This is a genomic window from Pseudomonas protegens (assembly GCF_013407925.2).
Classification (GTDB): domain Bacteria; phylum Pseudomonadota; class Gammaproteobacteria; order Pseudomonadales; family Pseudomonadaceae; genus Aquipseudomonas; species Aquipseudomonas fluorescens_AP.
The window spans coordinates 2,700,702-2,719,122 of sequence record NZ_CP060201.1; the positions used below are offsets into that span (position 1 = coordinate 2,700,702).

Annotated in this window: 12 protein-coding genes and 5 pseudogenes; 11 read left to right on the plus strand and 6 right to left on the minus strand. The window is 64.5% G+C overall.

Going from position 1 to position 18,421, the window contains the following annotated elements; genetic code table 11:
* Nucleotides 1-21 precede the first annotated feature (21 nt).
* A complete protein-coding gene (locus GGI48_RS12480) occupies nt 22-1,824 on the plus strand; it encodes an acyl-CoA dehydrogenase (RefSeq protein ID WP_179598531.1) in 1,803 nt (600 codons plus the stop codon).
* 160 nt (nt 1,825-1,984) lie between these two features.
* Here the strand turns inward: GGI48_RS12480 and GGI48_RS31470 are convergent, their stop codons facing one another.
* From GGI48_RS31470 to GGI48_RS12495, 4 genes and pseudogenes are all read right to left on the minus strand, one after another.
* Nucleotides 1,985-2,830, minus strand: coding sequence for a methyl-accepting chemotaxis protein (locus tag GGI48_RS31470; protein WP_409283323.1), 846 nt, complete (start codon nt 2,828-2,830; stop codon nt 1,985-1,987).
* 69 nt (nt 2,831-2,899) lie between these two features.
* Nucleotides 2,900-4,015 (minus strand): annotated as a pseudogene (locus GGI48_RS31475) (cache domain-containing protein); the annotation flags it as partial.
* Nucleotides 4,016-4,040: 25 nt separating this feature from the next.
* Nucleotides 4,041-4,343, minus strand: coding sequence for a cell division protein ZapA (locus tag GGI48_RS12490; RefSeq protein ID WP_016962667.1), 303 nt, complete (start codon nt 4,341-4,343; stop codon nt 4,041-4,043).
* Nucleotides 4,340-4,570: a hypothetical protein gene (locus GGI48_RS12495; protein ID WP_016962666.1), complete on the minus strand. Its 231-nt coding sequence runs from the start codon at nt 4,568-4,570 to the stop codon at nt 4,340-4,342. Before GGI48_RS12495 ends, GGI48_RS12490 begins: the two co-directional genes overlap by 4 nt.
* 377 nt (nt 4,571-4,947) lie before the next feature.
* Between GGI48_RS12495 and GGI48_RS31480 the strand changes: the two are divergent.
* From GGI48_RS31480 to selO, 7 genes and pseudogenes are all read left to right on the plus strand, one after another.
* Nucleotides 4,948-5,604 (plus strand): annotated as a pseudogene (locus GGI48_RS31480) (MCP four helix bundle domain-containing protein); the annotation flags it as partial.
* Nucleotides 5,605-5,907: 303 nt separating this feature from the next.
* Nucleotides 5,908-6,507, plus strand: a pseudogene (locus GGI48_RS31485) (methyl-accepting chemotaxis protein); the annotation flags it as partial.
* A 258-nt stretch (nt 6,508-6,765) separates the two neighbouring features.
* Nucleotides 6,766-7,422, plus strand: a pseudogene (locus GGI48_RS31490) (MCP four helix bundle domain-containing protein); the annotation flags it as partial.
* A gap of 303 nt (nt 7,423-7,725) precedes the next feature.
* A pseudogene (locus tag GGI48_RS31495) lies at nt 7,726-8,325 on the plus strand (methyl-accepting chemotaxis protein); the annotation flags it as partial.
* 166 nt (nt 8,326-8,491) lie between these two features.
* A complete protein-coding gene (locus GGI48_RS12510) occupies nt 8,492-10,234 on the plus strand; it encodes a potassium/proton antiporter (protein ID WP_047301248.1) in 1,743 nt (580 codons plus the stop codon).
* 65 nt (nt 10,235-10,299) lie between these two features.
* Entirely contained in the window at nt 10,300-13,653 is a 3,354-nt protein-coding gene (gene mscK / locus GGI48_RS12515; protein ID WP_016962662.1) for a mechanosensitive channel MscK, read from the plus strand.
* A 49-nt stretch (nt 13,654-13,702) separates the two neighbouring features.
* Nucleotides 13,703-15,166: a protein adenylyltransferase SelO gene (selO, locus tag GGI48_RS12520; protein WP_179598535.1), complete on the plus strand. Its 1,464-nt coding sequence runs from the start codon at nt 13,703-13,705 to the stop codon at nt 15,164-15,166.
* Here the strand turns inward: selO and GGI48_RS31160 are convergent.
* Nucleotides 15,150-15,275: a hypothetical protein gene (locus tag GGI48_RS31160; RefSeq protein WP_260620653.1), complete on the minus strand. Its 126-nt coding sequence runs from the start codon at nt 15,273-15,275 to the stop codon at nt 15,150-15,152. The genes selO and GGI48_RS31160 overlap by 17 nt on opposite strands.
* Before the next feature lie 65 nt (nt 15,276-15,340).
* Between GGI48_RS31160 and GGI48_RS12525 the strand changes: the two genes are divergently transcribed.
* The 3 genes from GGI48_RS12525 (at nt 15,341) to trxC (ending at nt 17,332) form a co-directional block, all read left to right on the plus strand.
* Nucleotides 15,341-15,781 carry an IgaA/UmoB family intracellular growth attenuator gene (locus tag GGI48_RS12525; protein WP_016962659.1) on the plus strand — a complete coding sequence of 147 codons (441 nt, stop codon included), beginning with the start codon at nt 15,341-15,343 and terminating at the stop codon, nt 15,779-15,781.
* Nucleotides 15,782-15,863: 82 nt separating this feature from the next.
* A complete protein-coding gene (locus GGI48_RS12530; protein WP_179598537.1) occupies nt 15,864-16,820 on the plus strand; it encodes a hypothetical protein in 957 nt (318 codons plus the stop codon).
* Nucleotides 16,821-16,897: 77 nt separating this feature from the next.
* Complete coding sequence (trxC, locus tag GGI48_RS12535) at nt 16,898-17,332, plus strand: thioredoxin TrxC (protein WP_016962657.1); 435 nt, start codon at nt 16,898-16,900, stop codon at nt 17,330-17,332.
* Between the two features lie 51 nt (nt 17,333-17,383).
* Here trxC and GGI48_RS12540 read toward each other — a convergent pair whose 3' ends face one another.
* Entirely contained in the window at nt 17,384-18,154 is a 771-nt protein-coding gene (locus GGI48_RS12540; RefSeq protein WP_047301238.1) for a ParA family protein, read from the minus strand.
* Nucleotides 18,155-18,421 lie beyond the last annotated feature (267 nt).

Here is an 18,421-nt window from a genome sequence, read left to right on the forward strand (position 1 = left end):
CTATCCCACAGGTATGCCGCCATGTCCGAGACGCTGCTCAGTTCCCGCAATCTGGCCTTTGAGCTGTATGAGGTACTCGACGCCGAGGGCCTGACCCAGCGTGAGCGGTTTGCCGAGCACAATCGCGAAACCTTCGACGCCGCCATCGGCACCGCCCGCAGCATCGCCGAGAAGTACTTTGCCCCGCACAACCGCAAGGGCGATGAGAACGAACCACGCTACGAAGACGGTCAGGCGAGGCTGATTCCTGAAGTGAAACCGGCGGTGGACGCTTTCCTCGAAGCCGGCTTTCTCAATGCAGCCCGCAGTTTCGAGGCCGGCGGCATGCAGTTGCCGACCCTGTTGTCCCAGGCCTGCTTCGCCCACTTTCAGGCGGCTAACGCGGCCACCACGTCCTACCCGTTCCTGACCATGGGCGCGGCCAACCTGATCGAGAGCTTCGGCACCCCGGAACAGAAGCAACGCTTCCTGCAGCCGATGATCGACGGCCGCTTCTTCGGCACCATGGCCCTGACCGAGCCCCATGCCGGCTCCTCCCTGGCCGATATCCGCACCCGTGCCGAACCGGCCGCCGACGGCAGCTACCGGCTCAAGGGCAACAAGATCTTCATCTCCGGCGGCGACCACCCGCTGTCGGAGAACATCGTGCACATGGTCCTGGCCAAGCTGCCGGACGCGCCGGCCGGGGTGAAGGGCATATCGCTGTTTATCGTGCCCAAGTTCCTGGTCAACGACGACGGCAGCCTGGGACCGCGCAACGACGTGCTGCTGGCCGGGCTGTTCCACAAGATGGGCTGGCGCGGCACCACCTCCACCGCGTTGAACTTCGGTGATAACGGCCACTGCGTGGGCTATCTGGTGGGCCAGCCGCACCAGGGCCTGAGCTACATGTTCCAGATGATGAACGAGGCGCGGATCGGCGTCGGCATGGGTGCGGTGATGCTGGGTTATGCCGGCTACCTGTACTCCCTGGAATACGCCCGCGAGCGTCCGCAAGGTCGCCTGCCGGACAGCAAGGACCCGAGCACCGCGCCGGTATCGATCATCCAGCACGCCGATGTGCGCCGCATGCTGCTGACTCAGAAGGCCTACGTCGAAGGCGCCTTCGACCTGGGGCTGTACGCGGCGCGGCTGTTCGACGACACCACCACCCTGGCCGACGAGGCCGGGCGCCGGCAGGCCCACGAACTGCTGGACCTGCTGACGCCGATCGTCAAATCCTGGCCGTCGGAGTTCTGCCTCAAGGCCAACGAGCTGGCGATCCAGATCCTCGGCGGCCACGGCTACACCCGGGAATACCCGGTGGAGCAGTACTACCGCGACAACCGCCTGAACCCGATCCACGAAGGCACCCACGGCATCCAGTCCCTGGACCTGCTGGGGCGCAAGCTGGCGCAGAACGGCGGCGCCGGGCTCAAGCGCCTGATCCGCCTGATCGCCGAGACCGGCGAGCGGGCCCGCGCCCATGCGTCGCTGGACGCCCTGCGCCTGCCTCTGGAGCAACTGGTGTCGCGCCTACAGAGCGTGACCCTGGGTCTGCTCGGGGATCTAGCCAGCGGCAAGGTCACGGCGACCCTGGCCAACTCGGCGCTGTACCTGAAGGCCTTCGGCCACGCGGTGATCGGCTGGCGCTGGCTGGAACAGGCCATCAAGGCCGAGGAAGGACTGGCGCGAGGCCATGCCGGGGACCGGGATTTCTATCACGGCAAACTGCAGGCCGCGCGCTACTTCCTGACCTGGGAAGTGCCGGGCTGCCAGCATGAACTGACCCTGCTGGAAGCACGGGACGCCACCTGCCTGGAGATGCAGGACGCCTGGTTCTGAGGCCGAGTCGGCCTGAAACACCGCGGCGCGCTATTCGCTGGCAAGCCAGCTCCTACCAGAGGGGTCACGCCACACCTGTAGGAGCCGGCTTGCCGGCGAAAGCGGCGGGCCTGGCACACCGCAGCATGCGGTTCGCCGGCAGGCCCGCGCTCCTGGGCACTCAGTGCAGCTTGAAGCCGCCCACCTGGCGCACCAGGTCCTCGGCCAGGCGCTGCAAGGTCCGGCAATCTTCACGGCAGGCATGCACTTCGGCCGCCGTGGCCCGGGCCAGATCGGAAATCCCCTGCACCGTGCGGTTGATCTCTTCGGTCACCGTCGACTGCTGCTCGGTGGCCGTGGCCACTTGCTGATTCATGTCGCTGATGCGCTCCACCTGCCCGGTGATCGCGGTCAGCGAGGCGCCGGTGCGCTGGCTGGATTCGACGCCGGTGCCCGTCGCCGTCTGCCCGGCATGCATCGAGGACACCGCGTTCTCCGCCCCTTGCTTGAGGCCCTGGATCATTTGCTGGATTTCATCGGTGGAGGTCTGGGTGCGCTGGGCCAGGGTGCGCACTTCATCGGCGACCACGGCAAAGCCACGGCCCATCTCCCCGGCCCGGGCCGCTTCGATGGCGGCGTTGAGGGCCAGCAGGTTGGTCTGTTCGGAAACCCCGCGAATCACCGCCAGCACCTGATCGATGGAGGCCACCTGTTCCGCCAGTTCGCTCACGGCGCCGGCGGCCAGGGCAATGTCCCCGGACATGCTCTCGATATGCTGGATCGAACCACCCACCACTTCCCGGGCCTGCAGGGCTTCGTCCCGGGCCGCCTGGGACGCGTCCGCCGCCTGCCCCGCATTGCGCGCAATGTCCTGGACCGTCAGGCCCATCTGGTGCACCGCGGTGGCCACGGTGTCGGTCATTTCCTGCTGCTGTCCGGAGCGCTCGGCGGTGTTCTCCACCACCGCCGCCACTTGGCTCACCGAGGAGCGCAGGCGTTCGGTGGTGGCCAGCACCTCGCCGATCATACCGCGCTGGCTGTCGAGGAAGCGGTTGAAGCCCCGGGCCAGGTCCCCCAGCTCGTCGGCGCGGCTGGCGTCCAGGCGCAGGGTCAGGTCACCGCCACCACTGCCGATGGCCACCAGCCCCTCGGTCACTTGCCGGACCGGCCGCACCAGGCCACGGGCCAGCAGCACAACCAGCAACAGGCAGACCGCGGCAATGCCCAGGCCGATCAGGCTGGTGAGCCAGATCGCCCGGTGCGCCTCGGCGTAGATCTGCGCCTGCGGCACCTCGGCCACCAGGCTCCAGCCAAAGCCGCGCAGGGGCAGGCTCAGGGCCAGGTAGTCTTCGCCGTCACGTTCGAAATGACTGCTGGTCAGCCCCTCGTACCCCATCAGCGCCTCGGCGGCGGTCGCGCCGATCTGCTCGGACAACTGCCGCTTGCCACTGAATTCGGCGTCCGGGTGGACCTGGATCAAGCCATCGCTGCGCACCAGAAACACCCGGCCGCGCTCGCCAAAGCTGTAGTCGTGAATCAGCTGCGACAGCTCGGTCATGCGCAAGCCCAGGCCGGTGACGCCCACCAGTTCACCGTCTTTCTCGACCCGGTAGTTGATGAACAGCGCCAGCTCGCCGCTGGCCACGTCGATATCGATGTTCAGCACCCGCGGCTTGCCGCTGTCGATAAAGCGGTAGAACCAGACGTCCTTGGGATTATCCCGACTGAGGGTCCGGTCCAGGCCTTTCTGGTTGTAGTAGTGATGGCTGAGCGGGCTGGCCATCATGGTGGTGAACGCCTGGTTCTCGGCGCGGATGTCTTCCAGGTAGCTGATGAAGCTCGGCGCCCGGGCCGGGTCTTCGCCGGCCGCCAGCCAGTCGCGCAGCATGCCGTTGCCGGCCAGGTCGCGGGCGGCGGTCAGGGGCTGGGTGAGAATGCGCTCGATATCGTTGCGCATGGCTTCGATGCTCGAAGGGAGCGCCCTGTCCACCAGATAGTTCTGGGTCAGGTGATTGATCAGTACCGTGTAGATGGCTACTACCACCAGCAGACTGACCAACAGGGCCGATCCCATACTGAGGATCAGCTGCCATTGAATACTGCGTCGCCAGAATTGCATGGAACACCTCTTTCTTATGGTTATAAGAGGCTGAGATACCGCGCCAGCCGCGGGAAGTTGTATACAAACAAAGATCCTGCTTGTCCAACCCATTACCCGCCGGCTGTGTGCACTTCCATCAATTCTGTTGAATGGTCTTGGCGATCACCTCGACGGTGGCGCTCACCTGTTCCTCATAACGGGCCAGTTCCTGGGCATGGCGTTTTTGCATGTCGATCTGCTGCGAGCACAGGTTCATCGCCGCCAGCACCAGCAGGCGCTCGCCTATCAGCGTCGGGTATTTCTTCTTGGTGTCGGCCAGGGCCGCCTTGAGCATCAGCGCGGCGTCCATGAGGGTCTGCTCCTCACCGGCCGGGGCCTTGATCGAGTAATCCTCGCCCAGGATCGAGATCACCTTCACCCCATCGATATGGTGTCTCATGGGTTGGCCGGGCTCGCGCTGACGCGCTCAACCAGAGCCTGGATGCGGGCTGCGGTCGCGCCTTGTTTCTCTTCCTGTTCCATCAGGCTCAATTGCAGGCTTTCGTTTTCATCCTTGGCCTGGGCCAGTTGTTCCTTGAGGGCTGCGTTCGTGCCGAGCAGCTCCTGGTTCTGTAGCACCAGGTCGCTGACCAGCTGTTCCAATTGGCTGAGGGATGCTTCCAACATTTTGACCTTCCGGGCGTTTTGCAAAGGGCGCGTACGATAAAGAAAAGTCACCTTGGATACCAGGGTTATCCAGGCGCAAGGCCTTGATTTTACTGGCGATGACCCTTCCGCGAGAGCTGCTAGAGACTGTCATTGGCGCCGTGGGTTCCTGACGCTCCGTCGGGCCGTCAGGACTTTTCTGAAATATCCCAACAGTTACTCAGACTTTTCTGAAACTACTCCCGGGCATTCAAGAAGCACTTTTTCAACGCGATAGCACAGGTACTTCCCAGACCCACACGCGCAAGCCGCGCACATCCGAGGTAGGTTCAATGTCCCTGCGTACCCTGAATATCGCTCCGAGGGCATTCCTCGGCTTTGCCCTGATAGGTTGCTTGATGCTGTTTCTGGGGATCTTTGCCCTGAATCAGATGAGCAAGATCCGCGCAGCGACCGAACGCATCACCCAGGACACCATCCCCAGCATCAAGAGCGTCGACGACTTCACCCAACTGAGCCTGCGCCTGCGGGTCCAGGCCTATCGACTGCTGCTCAACCGCGACCCCGAGGAACAGCAAAAGACCCTGGACTCCATCCGCGAGCGCAACCAGAAGATCGATGAAACCCGTGCCCGCTACCAACAGCTCATCAGCAGCCCCGAGGAGCGCGCCGCTTACGACCAGTACATGGAGCTGCTGACCCACCACCGCCAACTGGAAGACCAGTTGATCGAGCTGTCGCACAACAACCAGCTCGAAAGCATGCAGCAGTTGCTCAACACCGAGCTGATGACCAGCGCGGAAAAGATCAACGGCCTCCTCAACCAACTGGTGGAGATCAACACCCAGTACTCCAGCGCCGCCGACCAAGACGCGGCCGAGCAATACACCACCGCCTTCAATCTGGTGGTGACCCTGTTGGTACTGGCCAGCGCCCTGACCCTGCTGTTCGCCTGGCGACTGATCCGCAGCATTACCTTGCCGATCGCCAACGCCCTGCATGCCGCCGAAACCATCGCCGAAGGCGACCTGACCCAACCGATCACCGTGGACGGCCGCGACGAAGCCGGCCGCCTGCTGCAGGCCATGCTCACCATGCAGGAAAAACTGCGCGACACCCTGCAACGCATTTCCGCCTCCGCCGGCCAGCTGGCCTCGGCGGCCGAGGAGCTCAACAGCGTCACCGACGAAAGCGCCCGTGGCCTGACCCAGCAGAACAATGAAATCGAACAGGCCGCCACCGCGGTCAATGAAATGACCAGCGCCGTGGAAGAAGTGGCGCGCAATGCCGTCAGCACCTCCGAAGCCTCGCAGAACGCCACCCAGTCCGCCGGGGACGGACGCGACATGGTCCAGGAAACCGTCGCCGCCATCGAGCGCATGACCGGCGACGTGCAAAGCACCGCGAGCCTGATCGGCGATCTGGCCAACGAATCCCGGGACATCGGCAAGGTGCTGGACGTGATCCGCGGCCTGGCCGACCAGACCAACCTGCTGGCGCTCAATGCCGCCATCGAAGCCGCCCGCGCCGGCGAGGCCGGTCGCGGCTTTGCCGTGGTCGCCGACGAAGTGCGCGCCCTGGCCCACCGCACCCAGCAGTCCACCAGCGAAATCGAACGCATGATCGGCAGCATCCAGAGCGGCACCGAACACGCCGTGGACTCGATGCGCAACAGCACCGAGCGCGCCGAGTCGACCCTGACCATCGCCCGCAACGCCGGGCAGTCCCTGGACACCATCAACAGCGCCATCAACGAAATCAACGAACGCAACCTGGTGATCGCCAGCGCCGCCGAAGAACAGGCCCAGGTGGCCCGGGAAGTGGACCGCAATCTGGTGAACATCCGCGACCTGTCGGTGCAGTCCACCACCGGAGCCAACCAGACCCGCTCCGCCAGCAGTGAGTTGTCGATCCTGGCCGTGGACCTGAACAACCTGGTGACCCGGTTCCAGCTATAAAAAGCCCTTCGCTCGGTTCCAAGGCTCTATTGCGGGCCTGGAGCCGATGCCGTCGGCCATTGGCGCTCCCGGCCAGGTGCGTAGCCAAAAGGCTAAATCCACGGCGTGGCTCAAGACTTTAGTCGTACGACCGATAAGTCACGGTAGATCAGTCTCAAGCCCCGCACGGATGCGCCCTTTCTGGTACCCACCATGTCCCTTCGTAATATGAATATCGCTCCGCGGGCCTTCCTCGGTTTTGCCATGATCGGCGGCTTGATGCTGATCCTGGGGGTGTTCGCCCTGAATCAGATGAGCAAGATCCGCGGCGCCGCCGAGGACATCACCCTGAGCAGCGTGCCGAGCATCAAGAGCCTCGACGAGTTCACCCAGCTGACCCTGCGCCTGCGGGTGCTGTCCTACCGTTTGCTGGTCAACCGCGAGCCGGATGTGCAGCAAAAGACCGTGGAACTGCTGGAGATGCGCAACCAGCAGATCCGCACGGCCCAGGCGACCTATGAAAAGCTGATCAGCAGCCCGGCGGAAAAAGCCGCCTACGACCAGTACGTACAGTTGCTGGGCCAGTACCGGCAGATCGAAGAGCGGATGAAGAGCCTTTCGCGCAGCAATCAGGTGGACGAGTTGCGCAACCTGCTCAACACCGACCTGCTGAACAACTCCGAGGCCATGAACACCGTGCTCAACCGCCTGCTGGAGATCAACACCCAGCAGACCCTGGACACCAACCAGCAAGCCGCCGAGCAGTACTCCTCGGCCTTCGCCCTGGTGGTGACCCTGCTGGTGCTGGCCACCGCCCTGACCCTGCTGTTCGCCTGGCTGCTGACCCGCAGCATCACCCTGCCGATCGCCAACGCCCTGAGCGCCGCCGAAGAGATCGCCGAAGGCAACCTGACCCGGCCGATCCGGGTCGACGGCAACGACGAAGCCGGACGCCTGCTGCGCGCCATGGCCAAGATGCAGGAAAAACTGCGCGACACCCTGCAACGCATCTCCGGCTCCGCCACCCAGCTGGCCTCGGCGGCCGAAGAGCTCAACAGCGTCACCGAGGAAAGCGCTCGCGGCCTGACCCAGCAGAACAACGAGATCGAGCAAGCCGCCACCGCGGTCAATGAAATGACCAGCGCCGTGGAAGAAGTGGCGCGCAACGCCGTCAGCACCTCCGAAGCCTCGAAGAACGCCACCACCTCCGCCGGCGATGGTCGCGACCTGGTGCAGGAAACCGTGTCCGCCATCGAGCGCATGAGCTCGGACGTACAAAGCACCGCCAGCCTGATCGGCGACCTGGCCAACGAATCCCGGGACATCGGCAAGGTACTGGACGTGATCCGCGGCCTGGCCGACCAGACCAACCTGCTGGCGCTCAATGCCGCCATTGAAGCCGCCCGCGCCGGCGAGGCCGGTCGCGGCTTTGCCGTGGTCGCCGACGAAGTGCGTGCCCTGGCCCACCGGACCCAGCAGTCCACCAGCGAAATCGAACGCATGATCGGCAGCATCCAGAGCGGCACCGAACACGCCGTGGACTCGATGCGCAACAGCACCGAACGCGCCGAGTCGACCCTGAACATCGCTCGCGGCGCCGGCCTGTCCCTGGACACCATCAACAGCGCCATCATCGAGATCAACGAACGCAACCTGGTGATCGCCAGCGCCGCCGAAGAACAGGCCCAGGTGGCCCGGGAAGTGGACCGCAACCTGGTGAACATCCGCGACTTGTCGGTGCAGTCGGCCACCGGCGCCAACCAGACCAGTGCAGCCAGCAACGAGCTGTCGCGCCTGGCCGTGGACCTCAACGGCCTGGTGGCGCGCTTCAGCCTTTGAAACGCCGGGCCAGGCTCGGCAAAGCCCCGGCGCACAGCACTTGCGCCGGGTCGGCCGCGGTCATTGAAAGCTTTTTGACAGCGGCACATTTCAACAGGTTAGAATCGCTGGCACGCAGACTGCATGGTCAGTTTGCGCCCGCCTTTTTCGCCCTGGAGTACTGCCTTTGAATGCGACGACCATCAACAGCCTGTTCTTGATCGGCGCGTTGCTGGTAGGTGCGAGCATTCTGGTGAGCTCATTGTCCTCGCGGCTCGGCATCCCGATCCTGGTGATCATCCTCGCCGTGGGCATGACCGCCGGGGTCGACGGCGGCGGCATCATCTTCAACAACTACCCGACCGCCTACCTGGTGGGCAACCTGGCCCTGGCCGTGATCCTGCTGGATGGCGGCCTGCGCACCCGGGTGGCGAGTTTCCGCGTGGCCCTGTGGCCGGCGCTGTCCCTGGCCACGGTGGGGGTGCTGATCACCACCGGGCTGACCGGCATGGCCGCGGCCTGGCTGTTCGACCTCAACCTGATCCAGGGCCTGCTGATCGGCGCCATCGTCGGCTCCACCGACGCCGCGGCGGTGTTCTCGCTGCTGGGGGGCAAGGGCCTCAACGAACGGGTCACCGCCAGCCTGGAGATCGAGTCGGGCAGTAACGATCCGATGGCGGTGTTTCTCACCGTGACCCTGATCGACATGCTCGCCAGCGGCCACACTGGCCTGCACTGGGGCCTGCTGGGGGACCTGATCCGCGAATTCGGCATCGGCGCGGTGATCGGCCTGGGCGGCGGCTGGCTGATGCTGCAACTGGTCAACCGCATCCACCTGGCCAACGGCCTGTACCCGATCCTGGTGATCGCCGGCGGCCTGGTGGTCTTCGCCCTGACCAACGCCCTGCACGGCAGCGGCTTCCTGGCGGTGTACCTGTGCGGCCTGATGATCGGCAACCGCCCGGTGCGCAGCCGCCACGGCATCCTGCACATGCTTGACGGCATGGCCTGGCTGGCACAGATCGGCATGTTCCTGGTGCTGGGGCTGCTGGTCACCCCCCACGACCTGCTGCCCATCGCCCTGCCGGCCCTGGGCCTGGCGCTGTGGATGATCCTGTTCGCCCGGCCACTGTCGGTGCTGGTGGGCCTGGCGCCGTTCAAGGCCTTCCACGGCCGGGAAAAGGCCTTTATTTCCTGGGTCGGCCTGCGCGGCGCGGTGCCGATCATTCTCGCGGTGTTCCCGTTGATGGCCGGGCTGCCCAACGCCCAGCTGTACTTCAACCTGGCGTTCTTCATCGTGCTGATCTCGCTGCTGGTGCAGGGCACCAGCCTGCCGTGGGTGGCCAAGTGGCTGAAGGTCACGGTGCCGCCGGACCCGGCGCCGATTTCCCGGTCGGCCCTGGAAGTGCATGTCACCAGCGAGTGGGAGATGTTCGTCTACCGCCTGGGAGCGGAAAAGTGGTGCATCGGCGCCGCCCTGCGGGAACTGAAGATGCCCGAAGGCACGCGGATTGCCGCGCTGTTTCGCGGCCAGCAACTGCTCCATCCGTCGGGTAGTACCGTGCTTGAGGCCGATGACTTGCTGTGCGTGATCGGCCATGAACACAACCTGCCGGCCCTGGGCAAACTCTTCAGCCAGGCGCCAGAGCGCGGGCTGGACCTGCGCTTCTTCGGCGACTTCGTCCTCGAAGGCGACGCCCAGCTGGGCGCGGTGTCGGCGCTCTACGGGCTCAAGCTCGACGGCCAGGACGCGGACATGCCCCTGGGGGCGTTCATCGCGCAGAAGGTCGGCGGTGCGCCGGTGGTCGGCGACCAGGTGGAGTGGAACAACACCATCTGGACCGTGGCGGTGATGGACGGGAACAAGATCGGCAAGGTGGGCGTCAGATTCCCCGAAGGAAGTCGCCCCGGCCCCGGCCTCTTCCTCTAAACTGCGGAGCGCGTCGGACCTGGTCGCAACGCGCCCCCCCTTTCCTATTTGCTTGACCGACTTCTATGCCTAACCTGCGTAAATTCTTCGCTGTTGCCCTGCTGGGCCTGAGTCTCTCTGTCGGTGCCGCACAGGGCGGCGATCCGCCCAGTGCCGAGGCGGTCCAGCAAAGCCTGGACAAGATCGCCGAGCGCAAATTGCCGGAAGCCGATCAGAAGGCCCTGCAGACCCTGCTGCAGAACACCCTGAATCAGCTGAATAACAAGCAGGACTACGAGCGACGCCTCAACGACCTGCGCCAGCAATTGAGCAACGCGCCGCGCCAGACCACGGAAAACCAGCGGGAACTGGCACGCCTGAAGGCCAGCAAAGTGGTACCGGTGGCCCAGCGCTACGGCTCGCTGGCGGTGTCGCAACTGGAGCAACTGCTGAGCGAACGCACCACCCTGCAAGGCGAGCTGCAAAAGGCCCTGGCCGACGCCAACACCCTGACCATCACCGCCCAGACCCGGCCCGAACGGGCCCAGGCGGAAATCAGCAGCAGCCAGACCCGGATCCTGCAGATCAACGCCGCACTCAAGTCCGGCAAGGACGGCGGCAAGCTGCTCGGCGCCGACCAGCGCAATCTGCTGAACGCCGAACTGGCGGCGATCAATGCGCTGATTCCGCTGCGGCGCCAGGAACTGGCAGGCAACAGCCAGTTGCAGGACCTGGGCAGCAGCCAGCATGACCTGCTGATGGAAAAGACCGCGCGCCTGGAGCAGGAAATCCAGGACCTGCAGACCCTGATCAACCAGAAGCGCCTGGCCCAGTCCCAGGAAACCGTGACCCAGCAGTCGATCGAGGCGCAGAAGGCCGGCAGCAGCAGCCTGCTGGCCACCGAGAGCGCCACCAACCTCAAGCTCTCCGACTACCTGCTCAAGAGCACCGACCGCCTCAACGAACTGACCCAGCAGAACCTGCAGACCAAACAGCAGCTGGACAGCGTGACCCAGAGCGACGCGGCCCTGGACGAGCAGATCAACGTGCTCAAGGGCAGCCTGCTGCTGTCGAAGATTCTCTACAAACAGAAGCAGGCCCTGCCACGCCTGAAGCTGGACCGCGATCTGGCAGACGAAATCGCCGATATCCGTCTCTATCAGTTCGAGGTCAACCAGCAGCGCGAACTGCTGGGCAGCCCCAGCACCTACGTCGACAACCTGCTCAAGAGCCAGCCGCCGGAGCAGGTCACGCCGCAACTGCGCCGGACCCTGATCGACCTGGCGATGACCCGCGCCGATCTGCTGGAGCGCCTGAACCGCGAACTCAGTGCCCTGCTCAACGAGTCCATCACCCTGCAGCTGAACCAGAAGCAGCTGCTGAGCACCTCCCAGAGCCTGCGGGCGACCCTCGACGAGCAGATGTTCTGGATCCCCAGCAACAAGCCGCTGGACGCCGAGTGGCTGCAGGAAGTGCCCCTGCGCCTGCAGAAACAGGTCACCACCCTGCCCTGGGCCTCCAGCCTCAGTGAACTGACCGACGGCCTGGCGCAGCGGCCGTTGCTGTTCCTGCCCCTGGCGCTGCTGATCGGCGCCCTGCTGTGGCGGCGCAAGAACCTCTATGCACGCCTGAGCAAGGTGCACAAGGACATCGGCCACTTCAAACGCGACAGCCAGTGGCACACGCCGCTGGCGATCCTGGTCAACATTCTCCTGGCGATGCCGGTGACCCTGGGCCTGGCGCTGTGCGGCTACGCCCTGCAGATCGACGCCCGAGGACAGAACGCCAACCTCGGCGCGGCGCTGCTACAGATCGCCCAGGCCTGGCTGGTGTTCTATACCGCCTATCGGATCCTCGCCCCCGGCGGCGTGGCGGAACTGCATTTCCGCTGGGAAAAACCCCAGGTGGAATTCCTCCAGGGCTGGGTCCGGCGCCTGGGGCTGGTGGTCCTGGCGCTGGTGGCCGTGGTGGCGGTGGCCGAGCACCAACCCGCGGCCCTGGCCGATGACGTGCTGGGCATCGCCGTGGTGCTGACCTGCTACGGGCTGATGGCCTGGCTGCTGAGTCGCCTGCTGCTGAGCAGCCCGGCCCACGAGAATGCCTCGCTGTTCCGCAAGGCGGTGGGCATGCTGTTCACCCTGCTGCCGATCGCCTTGTTCATCGCCGTGTGCTTCGGCTACTACTACACCGCGCTCAAGCTCAGCGACCGCCTGATCAACACCCTGTACCTGCTGATGTTCTGGCTGGTGATCGAGGCCACCTTCGTCCGCGGACTCGGGGTGGCGGCGCGGCGCCTGGCCTACCAGCGGGCCCTGAGCAAGCGCCAGGCGGCCAAGGAAGCCGGGGAAAGCGGCGAGGCGGTGGTCGAAGAGCCGACCATGGACATCGAGAAGGTCAACGAACAGTCCCTGCGCCTGATCCGCCTGGCCCTGCTGGGCGGCTTCATCGCCGGGCTGTACTGGGTCTGGTCGGACCTGATCACGGTGTTCTCCTACCTGGACAACATCACCCTCTACGAATACACCAGCGGCACCGGCGCCAACATGAGCATGGTGCCGATCAGCATCGGCGACGTGATCGGGGCGCTGATCATTGTCGGCATCACCTTCGCCCTGGCGCGCAACCTGCCGGGCCTGTTGGAAGTACTGGTGCTGTCCAAGCTGAACCTGGCCCAGGGCAGCGCCTACGCCACCACCACCCTGCTGTCCTACGCCATTGCCGGCATAGGCTTCGTCTCGACCCTGGCCACCCTCGGCGTCAGTTGGGACAAGCTGCAGTGGCTGGTGGCGGCCTTGTCGGTAGGTTTGGGTTTCGGCATGCAGGCGATCTTCGCCAACTTCATCTCCGGCATCATCATCCTGTTCGAGCGGCCGGTGCGCATCGGCGACACCATCACCATCGGCAACCTGTCGGGCACGGTGAGCAAGATCCGCATCCGCGCCACCACCATCACCGACTTCGACCGCAAGGACATCATCGTCCCCAACCAGACCTTCATCACCGGGCAGTTGATCAACTGGTCGCTGACCGACACCGTGACCCGGGTGACCCTCAAGCTCGGCGTCGACTACGGCTCGGACCTGGACCTGGTCAAGGAACTGCTGCTCAAGGCCGCCCGGGACAACCCGCGGGTGCTCAAGGAACCCGAGCCTCAGGTGTACTTCCTCAACTTCGGCGAAAGCACCCTGGACCACGAACTGCGCATGCACGTGCGCGAGCTGGGGGATCGCAACCCGGTGGTGGACGAGGTCAACCGCTTCATCAACCGCGAGTTCAAGAAGCAGCACATCAACATCTCGTTCCGGCAGATGGAGGTCTACCTGAAAAACCTCCACGGCCAGGAATACAAGATGGTGCCCATCGAGCCGGAGACCAAGACCATAGTCCCGGTGGCCGAGGGCAAGCCGCTGCAGGAACCGCCACCGAGCAAACTCGACTAAGGCCCCTATCCCTAGCAGAATGCTCGGACATTCTGCTGGGAGATGGCCGTTGAAAGCCCTCGACGAACTGACCTTCGACAACCGCTTCGCCCGCCTGGGCGACGCCTTCTCGACCCATGTACTGCCCGAACCCCTGGACAACCCGCGGCTGGTGGCCGCCAGCCCGGCGGCCATGGCGCTGCTGGACCTGGACCCGGCCGTGGCCGAAAGCCCGGTGTTCGCCGAGCTGTTCGGCGGGCACAAGCTGTGGGCCGAGGCCGAGCCCCGGGCCATGGTCTATTCCGGGCATCAGTTCGGTTCCTACAACCCGCAACTGGGGGACGGTCGCGGCCTGTTGCTGGGGGAGGTCTACAACCAGGCGGGGGAACACTGGGACCTGCACCTGAAGGGCGCCGGACAGACGCCCTACTCGCGCATGGGCGATGGTCGCGCGGTGTTGCGCTCGTCGATCCGTGAATTCCTCGCCTCCGAGGCCTTGCATGCCCTGGGCATTCCCAGCAGCCGCGCGCTGTGCGTGATCGGCTCGGACACCCCGGTATGGCGCGAGAAGCAGGAGCGCGGGGCGATGGTCCTGCGGCTGGCGCCGAGCCATGTCCGCTTCGGCCATTTCGAGTACTTCTACTACACCAAGAAACCCGAGCAGCAGAAGCAGCTGGGGGAGCATGTGCTGGCCCTGCATTTCCCCGAGTGCCTGGAGCAGCCGGAACCCTACCTGGCGATGTTTCGCGAAATCGTCGAGCGCAATGCCGAACTGATCGCCAAATGGCAGGCCTACGGTTTCTGCCACGGGGTGATGAACACCGACAACATGTCGATCCTGGGCATCACCTTCGACTTCGGCCCGTTCGCCTTCCTCGATGATTTCGACGCCCACTTCATCTGCAACCACTCCGATGACCAGGGGCGCTATTCCTTCAGCAACCAGGTGCCCGTCGGCCAGTGGAACCTCAGCGCCCTGGCCCAGGCCCTGACGCCGTTCATCAGCGTCGAGGCGCTACGGGAAAGCCTGGGCCTGTTCCTGCCGCTGTATCAGGCCCATTACCTGGACCTGATGCGTCGGCGCCTGGGCTTCACCCAGGCCGAGGACGACGACCAGAAACTGGTGGAACGCCTGCTGCAACTGATGCAGAACAGCGGCGTGGACTACAGCCTGTTCTTCCGCCGCCTGGGAGACGCCGCGCCGGAACAGGCGCTGGCCCGGCTGCGGGACGATTTCGTCGACCGCAACGGCTTCGACGCCTGGGCCGAGCTGTACCGGGAACGGGTCGCCCGCGATCCGATCCAGGGCCAGGACCTGCGCCGCGCGCGCATGCACGCAGTCAACCCGCTGTACATCCTGCGCAACTATTTGGCGCAGAAAGCCATCGACGCCGCAGAAGCCGGGGACTACAGCGAAGTGCGTCGCCTGCATCAGGTGCTGAGCCGACCTTTCGAGGAACAGGCCGGCATGGACAGCTACGCCGAACGCCCGCCGGAGTGGGGCAAGCACCTGGAAATCAGCTGTTCGTCCTGAGTCGGGCGAAGCTGTCCATCGGCACCTGGAAGCCCTCGGCCAACCTGCGGACCTGCCGCAGGTTGAGCAGGCGCTTGCCGTCCAGCACTGGCTCAACCTGGGATTGCACATGGACCCGCCACTGACAGGCAGGGATAATCCGCGCCCTGATTTCCAGTACCTGCAAGGATGCACATGAACCTGTTCTTCACTCTGGTCACCCTGGCCCTGGGCGTCTTCAGCCTGGTGTCGGTCGTCATCTACCTGAGCCGCCGCGCCAAGTACCGGATGAACCTGCAGGACCTGCGCCTGCACGGTAAACCGCATCGCCGCATTACCCAGGCCGAACTGGACGAACTGGCCAAACAGACCGCCAGCCTGCAACGTATCCAGGGCAGCGGCGGCATGTCCTACGAGCCGATCAGCGACAGCGTCTATCTGATCAGCGGTGGCACCGCGAGCGACGGGCTGGAGCTGCAGGTCCAGTCGGTGAAACACATGTCGATCGCCGGTATTCCCGTGGAATTTCCCTTCCCGATGGAAAGCTTCCTGGCCGACAACAACCAGGCCGAAGTGGTGATCGCCAAGCAGTTCGCCGTGGTCATCGGCCTCAACGGGCATCGCCTGGCCCAATGACGCGCGGGCGGCCTGGCTGCCACCATCACCGCTCGCCCATGCCACGAGCCCTGCCACCATCATTGTCCTGCAAGAGTTCGCCATGAAAACCCGCTACCTGCTGCTGTTGCCCCTGCTGCTGTCGCTGGCCGGGTGCAAGGAAGACTTCGCCGCCCTGCACTTCCAGGACTCGGTGCGCTCCGACCCCAAGGCCGGCCCGCAATACTCCGACCAGTTGGTGCACGAGGCGTACAAACAGAGCATTTACGCCGCGCTCGGCGCCCAGGGCCTGGACCCGGACGCCATCGCCCTGGAACGCGACAAGGAGGACGACAAAGTGATTCACCTGCGCCTGGTGGACTACTCCCTGAGCCCGGAACAACGGGGCCAACTCAAGGCCGTCTTCGAGCAGGTCACCCGTGCGCGCCAGGCCAGCTCGATGAACCTGCATCTGGAGCTGGATAACACCAAGGCCAGCGTTACCCCGCCCGGCCCCAGCGGCCTGCCGGACAGCATCGACGCCACCCTTGAGTTCGACCCGACGTTCGAGATGCTGCTGGACCGCAGCTACGAAGACAGCCTGCAGGCCATCGTCAACGCGAGGGAAATCGAAGGCCCGGTCAGCTGCAAGATCAACGCGCACCTGACCCTGCCCACGCCCTTGCAACTGATCGGCTACGAAGCCCTGGAACAGGACAACAGCGAGCGCGGCCTGATCTCCTTGCTGACCCGCGGCGGCAGCATCGCCAAGGTGCCGCTCAAGGTGCATTTCGATGACCCGGACCTGAGCCGGCACCTGCAACAGAAGACCATCCAGGCCTGGCCTTCCAGCTCGAAAAGCACCCGGCCCGCGCCGGTGCCCCTCGACGAATTCGCCATCGTCATCGGCTCCATCGGTGTCCAGACCCTGACCTCGGCCCTGCCCTTCGACACCCGCAAGGACGAGCTGCAGGAGCTGTGCAATCAGCAGATGCAGGCCCTCGGCCGGCCATTCACCTTTCACATGGGCCGCACCCTGGATCGCCTGGTCAGCGTCGAACTGGCCTCGCCCAGCCGCTGAACCCAGGACGGGCATCAGCTTGATATTCACCCCGGGCGCCGCCATCTAAGGCGCTCAACCTATTTGCGGAGCCCATCATGTCCGAGCCACTGCTGATCCCCTGCCCGCACTGCAACGGCCTCAATCGCATCCCCGGCGAACGCCTGGGCGATCACCCCAAGTGCGGACGCTGCAAGGCCGAGGTCTTGCTGAGCCAGCCTTTTGACTTGAAACAGGGCGACTACGCCAGCCAGATCAAGGGCGACCTGCCGTTGCTGGTGGACGTCTGGGCCGACTGGTGCGGACCGTGCAAATCCTTTGCGCCGATCTTCCAGCAGGCCGCCGCGCAGCTCAGTGGCAAGTGCCGGCTGGCCAAGCTCGACAGCGAAGCCAACCCGCAGTTGTCGGGGCAATTGGGCATTCGCTCGATTCCCAGCCTGATCCTGTTCAAGAACGGCCGGGAAGTGGCGCGGCAAAGCGGTGCCTTGCCTTTGCCACAACTCTTGGGCTGGTTGCGCAGCCAGGGGATTTAACGCGACGCCATGGGCCGCAGGACGCGTCCTGCGCTCATGACGACCTGAGGCTCAGGCGTTTTCCAGCAGGTTGTGCAGGTCGACGAACTGCTGGGTCAGCTTGTGCCGTGGATCGAGATGGATCAGCGGCATGTTGGCCTGGTGCGACTCACGCATGCGCACCGAACTGCCCAGGTACACCGGCAGCACCGGCAGGCCTTCGCTGATCAACTCGTCGAGCATCTGCTGCGGCAGGCTGGCCCGGGCCTGGAACTGATTGACCACGATGCCCTCGACCTCCAGGCCCTCGTTGTGGTCTTCCTTCAACTCTTCGATCTCCGCCAGCAGGCCGTACAGCGCCTGACGGGAAAAACTGTCGCAGTCGAAAGGAATCAGCACGCGATCAGCGGCGATCAGCGCCGATACCGCGTAGAAATTCAGGGCCGGCGGGGTATCCAGGTAGATCCGGTCGTAATCCTCGGCCAGCTCGTCCAGCAGTTTGCGCAGCTTATTGATCTTGTGCTTGGCCTCAAGCTTGGGCTGCAGGTCCGCCAGCTCGGCAGTGGCGGTCACCACGTGCAGGTTGTCGAACGGCGTCTCGTAGATGTCGACGTGGTTCTTCTTCGAGAAGGGCCCGGAAGACAGGGTCTGCTTGAAGAAGTCGGCGATGCCCATGGGAATGTCCTCGCCGGTCAGGCCGGTGAGGTACTGGGTCGAGTTGGCCTGGGCATCCAGGTCCACCAGCAAGGTGCGATAGCCCTCGCTGGCGCTGACCGCCGCCAGGTTGCAGGCAATGCTGGATTTGCCGACGCCACCTTTCTGATTGAACACCACACGCCGCATGTCTAGACCTCCCTGTATCAAAGAGCACCGAGTGTAGTAGGCCTGATTGCCGCTTAGCTACCTCGACAGCGCAAGAGTTTGCGCAGTCCTGGCGCCACCGGTCAGACCGGAGCAAGGCATGGCCACGACAGGTTGTGCTCGGAGCGGTCGTCGATAGTGGCAAATAGACAGCTTTTAGCGGTGCAGATTCGACGTTTTTGCGACCAACAACCCAAGCAGCATTTGCTACAAGCCAGTCGCACCGGGATAATGCGCGCCACTGACGCC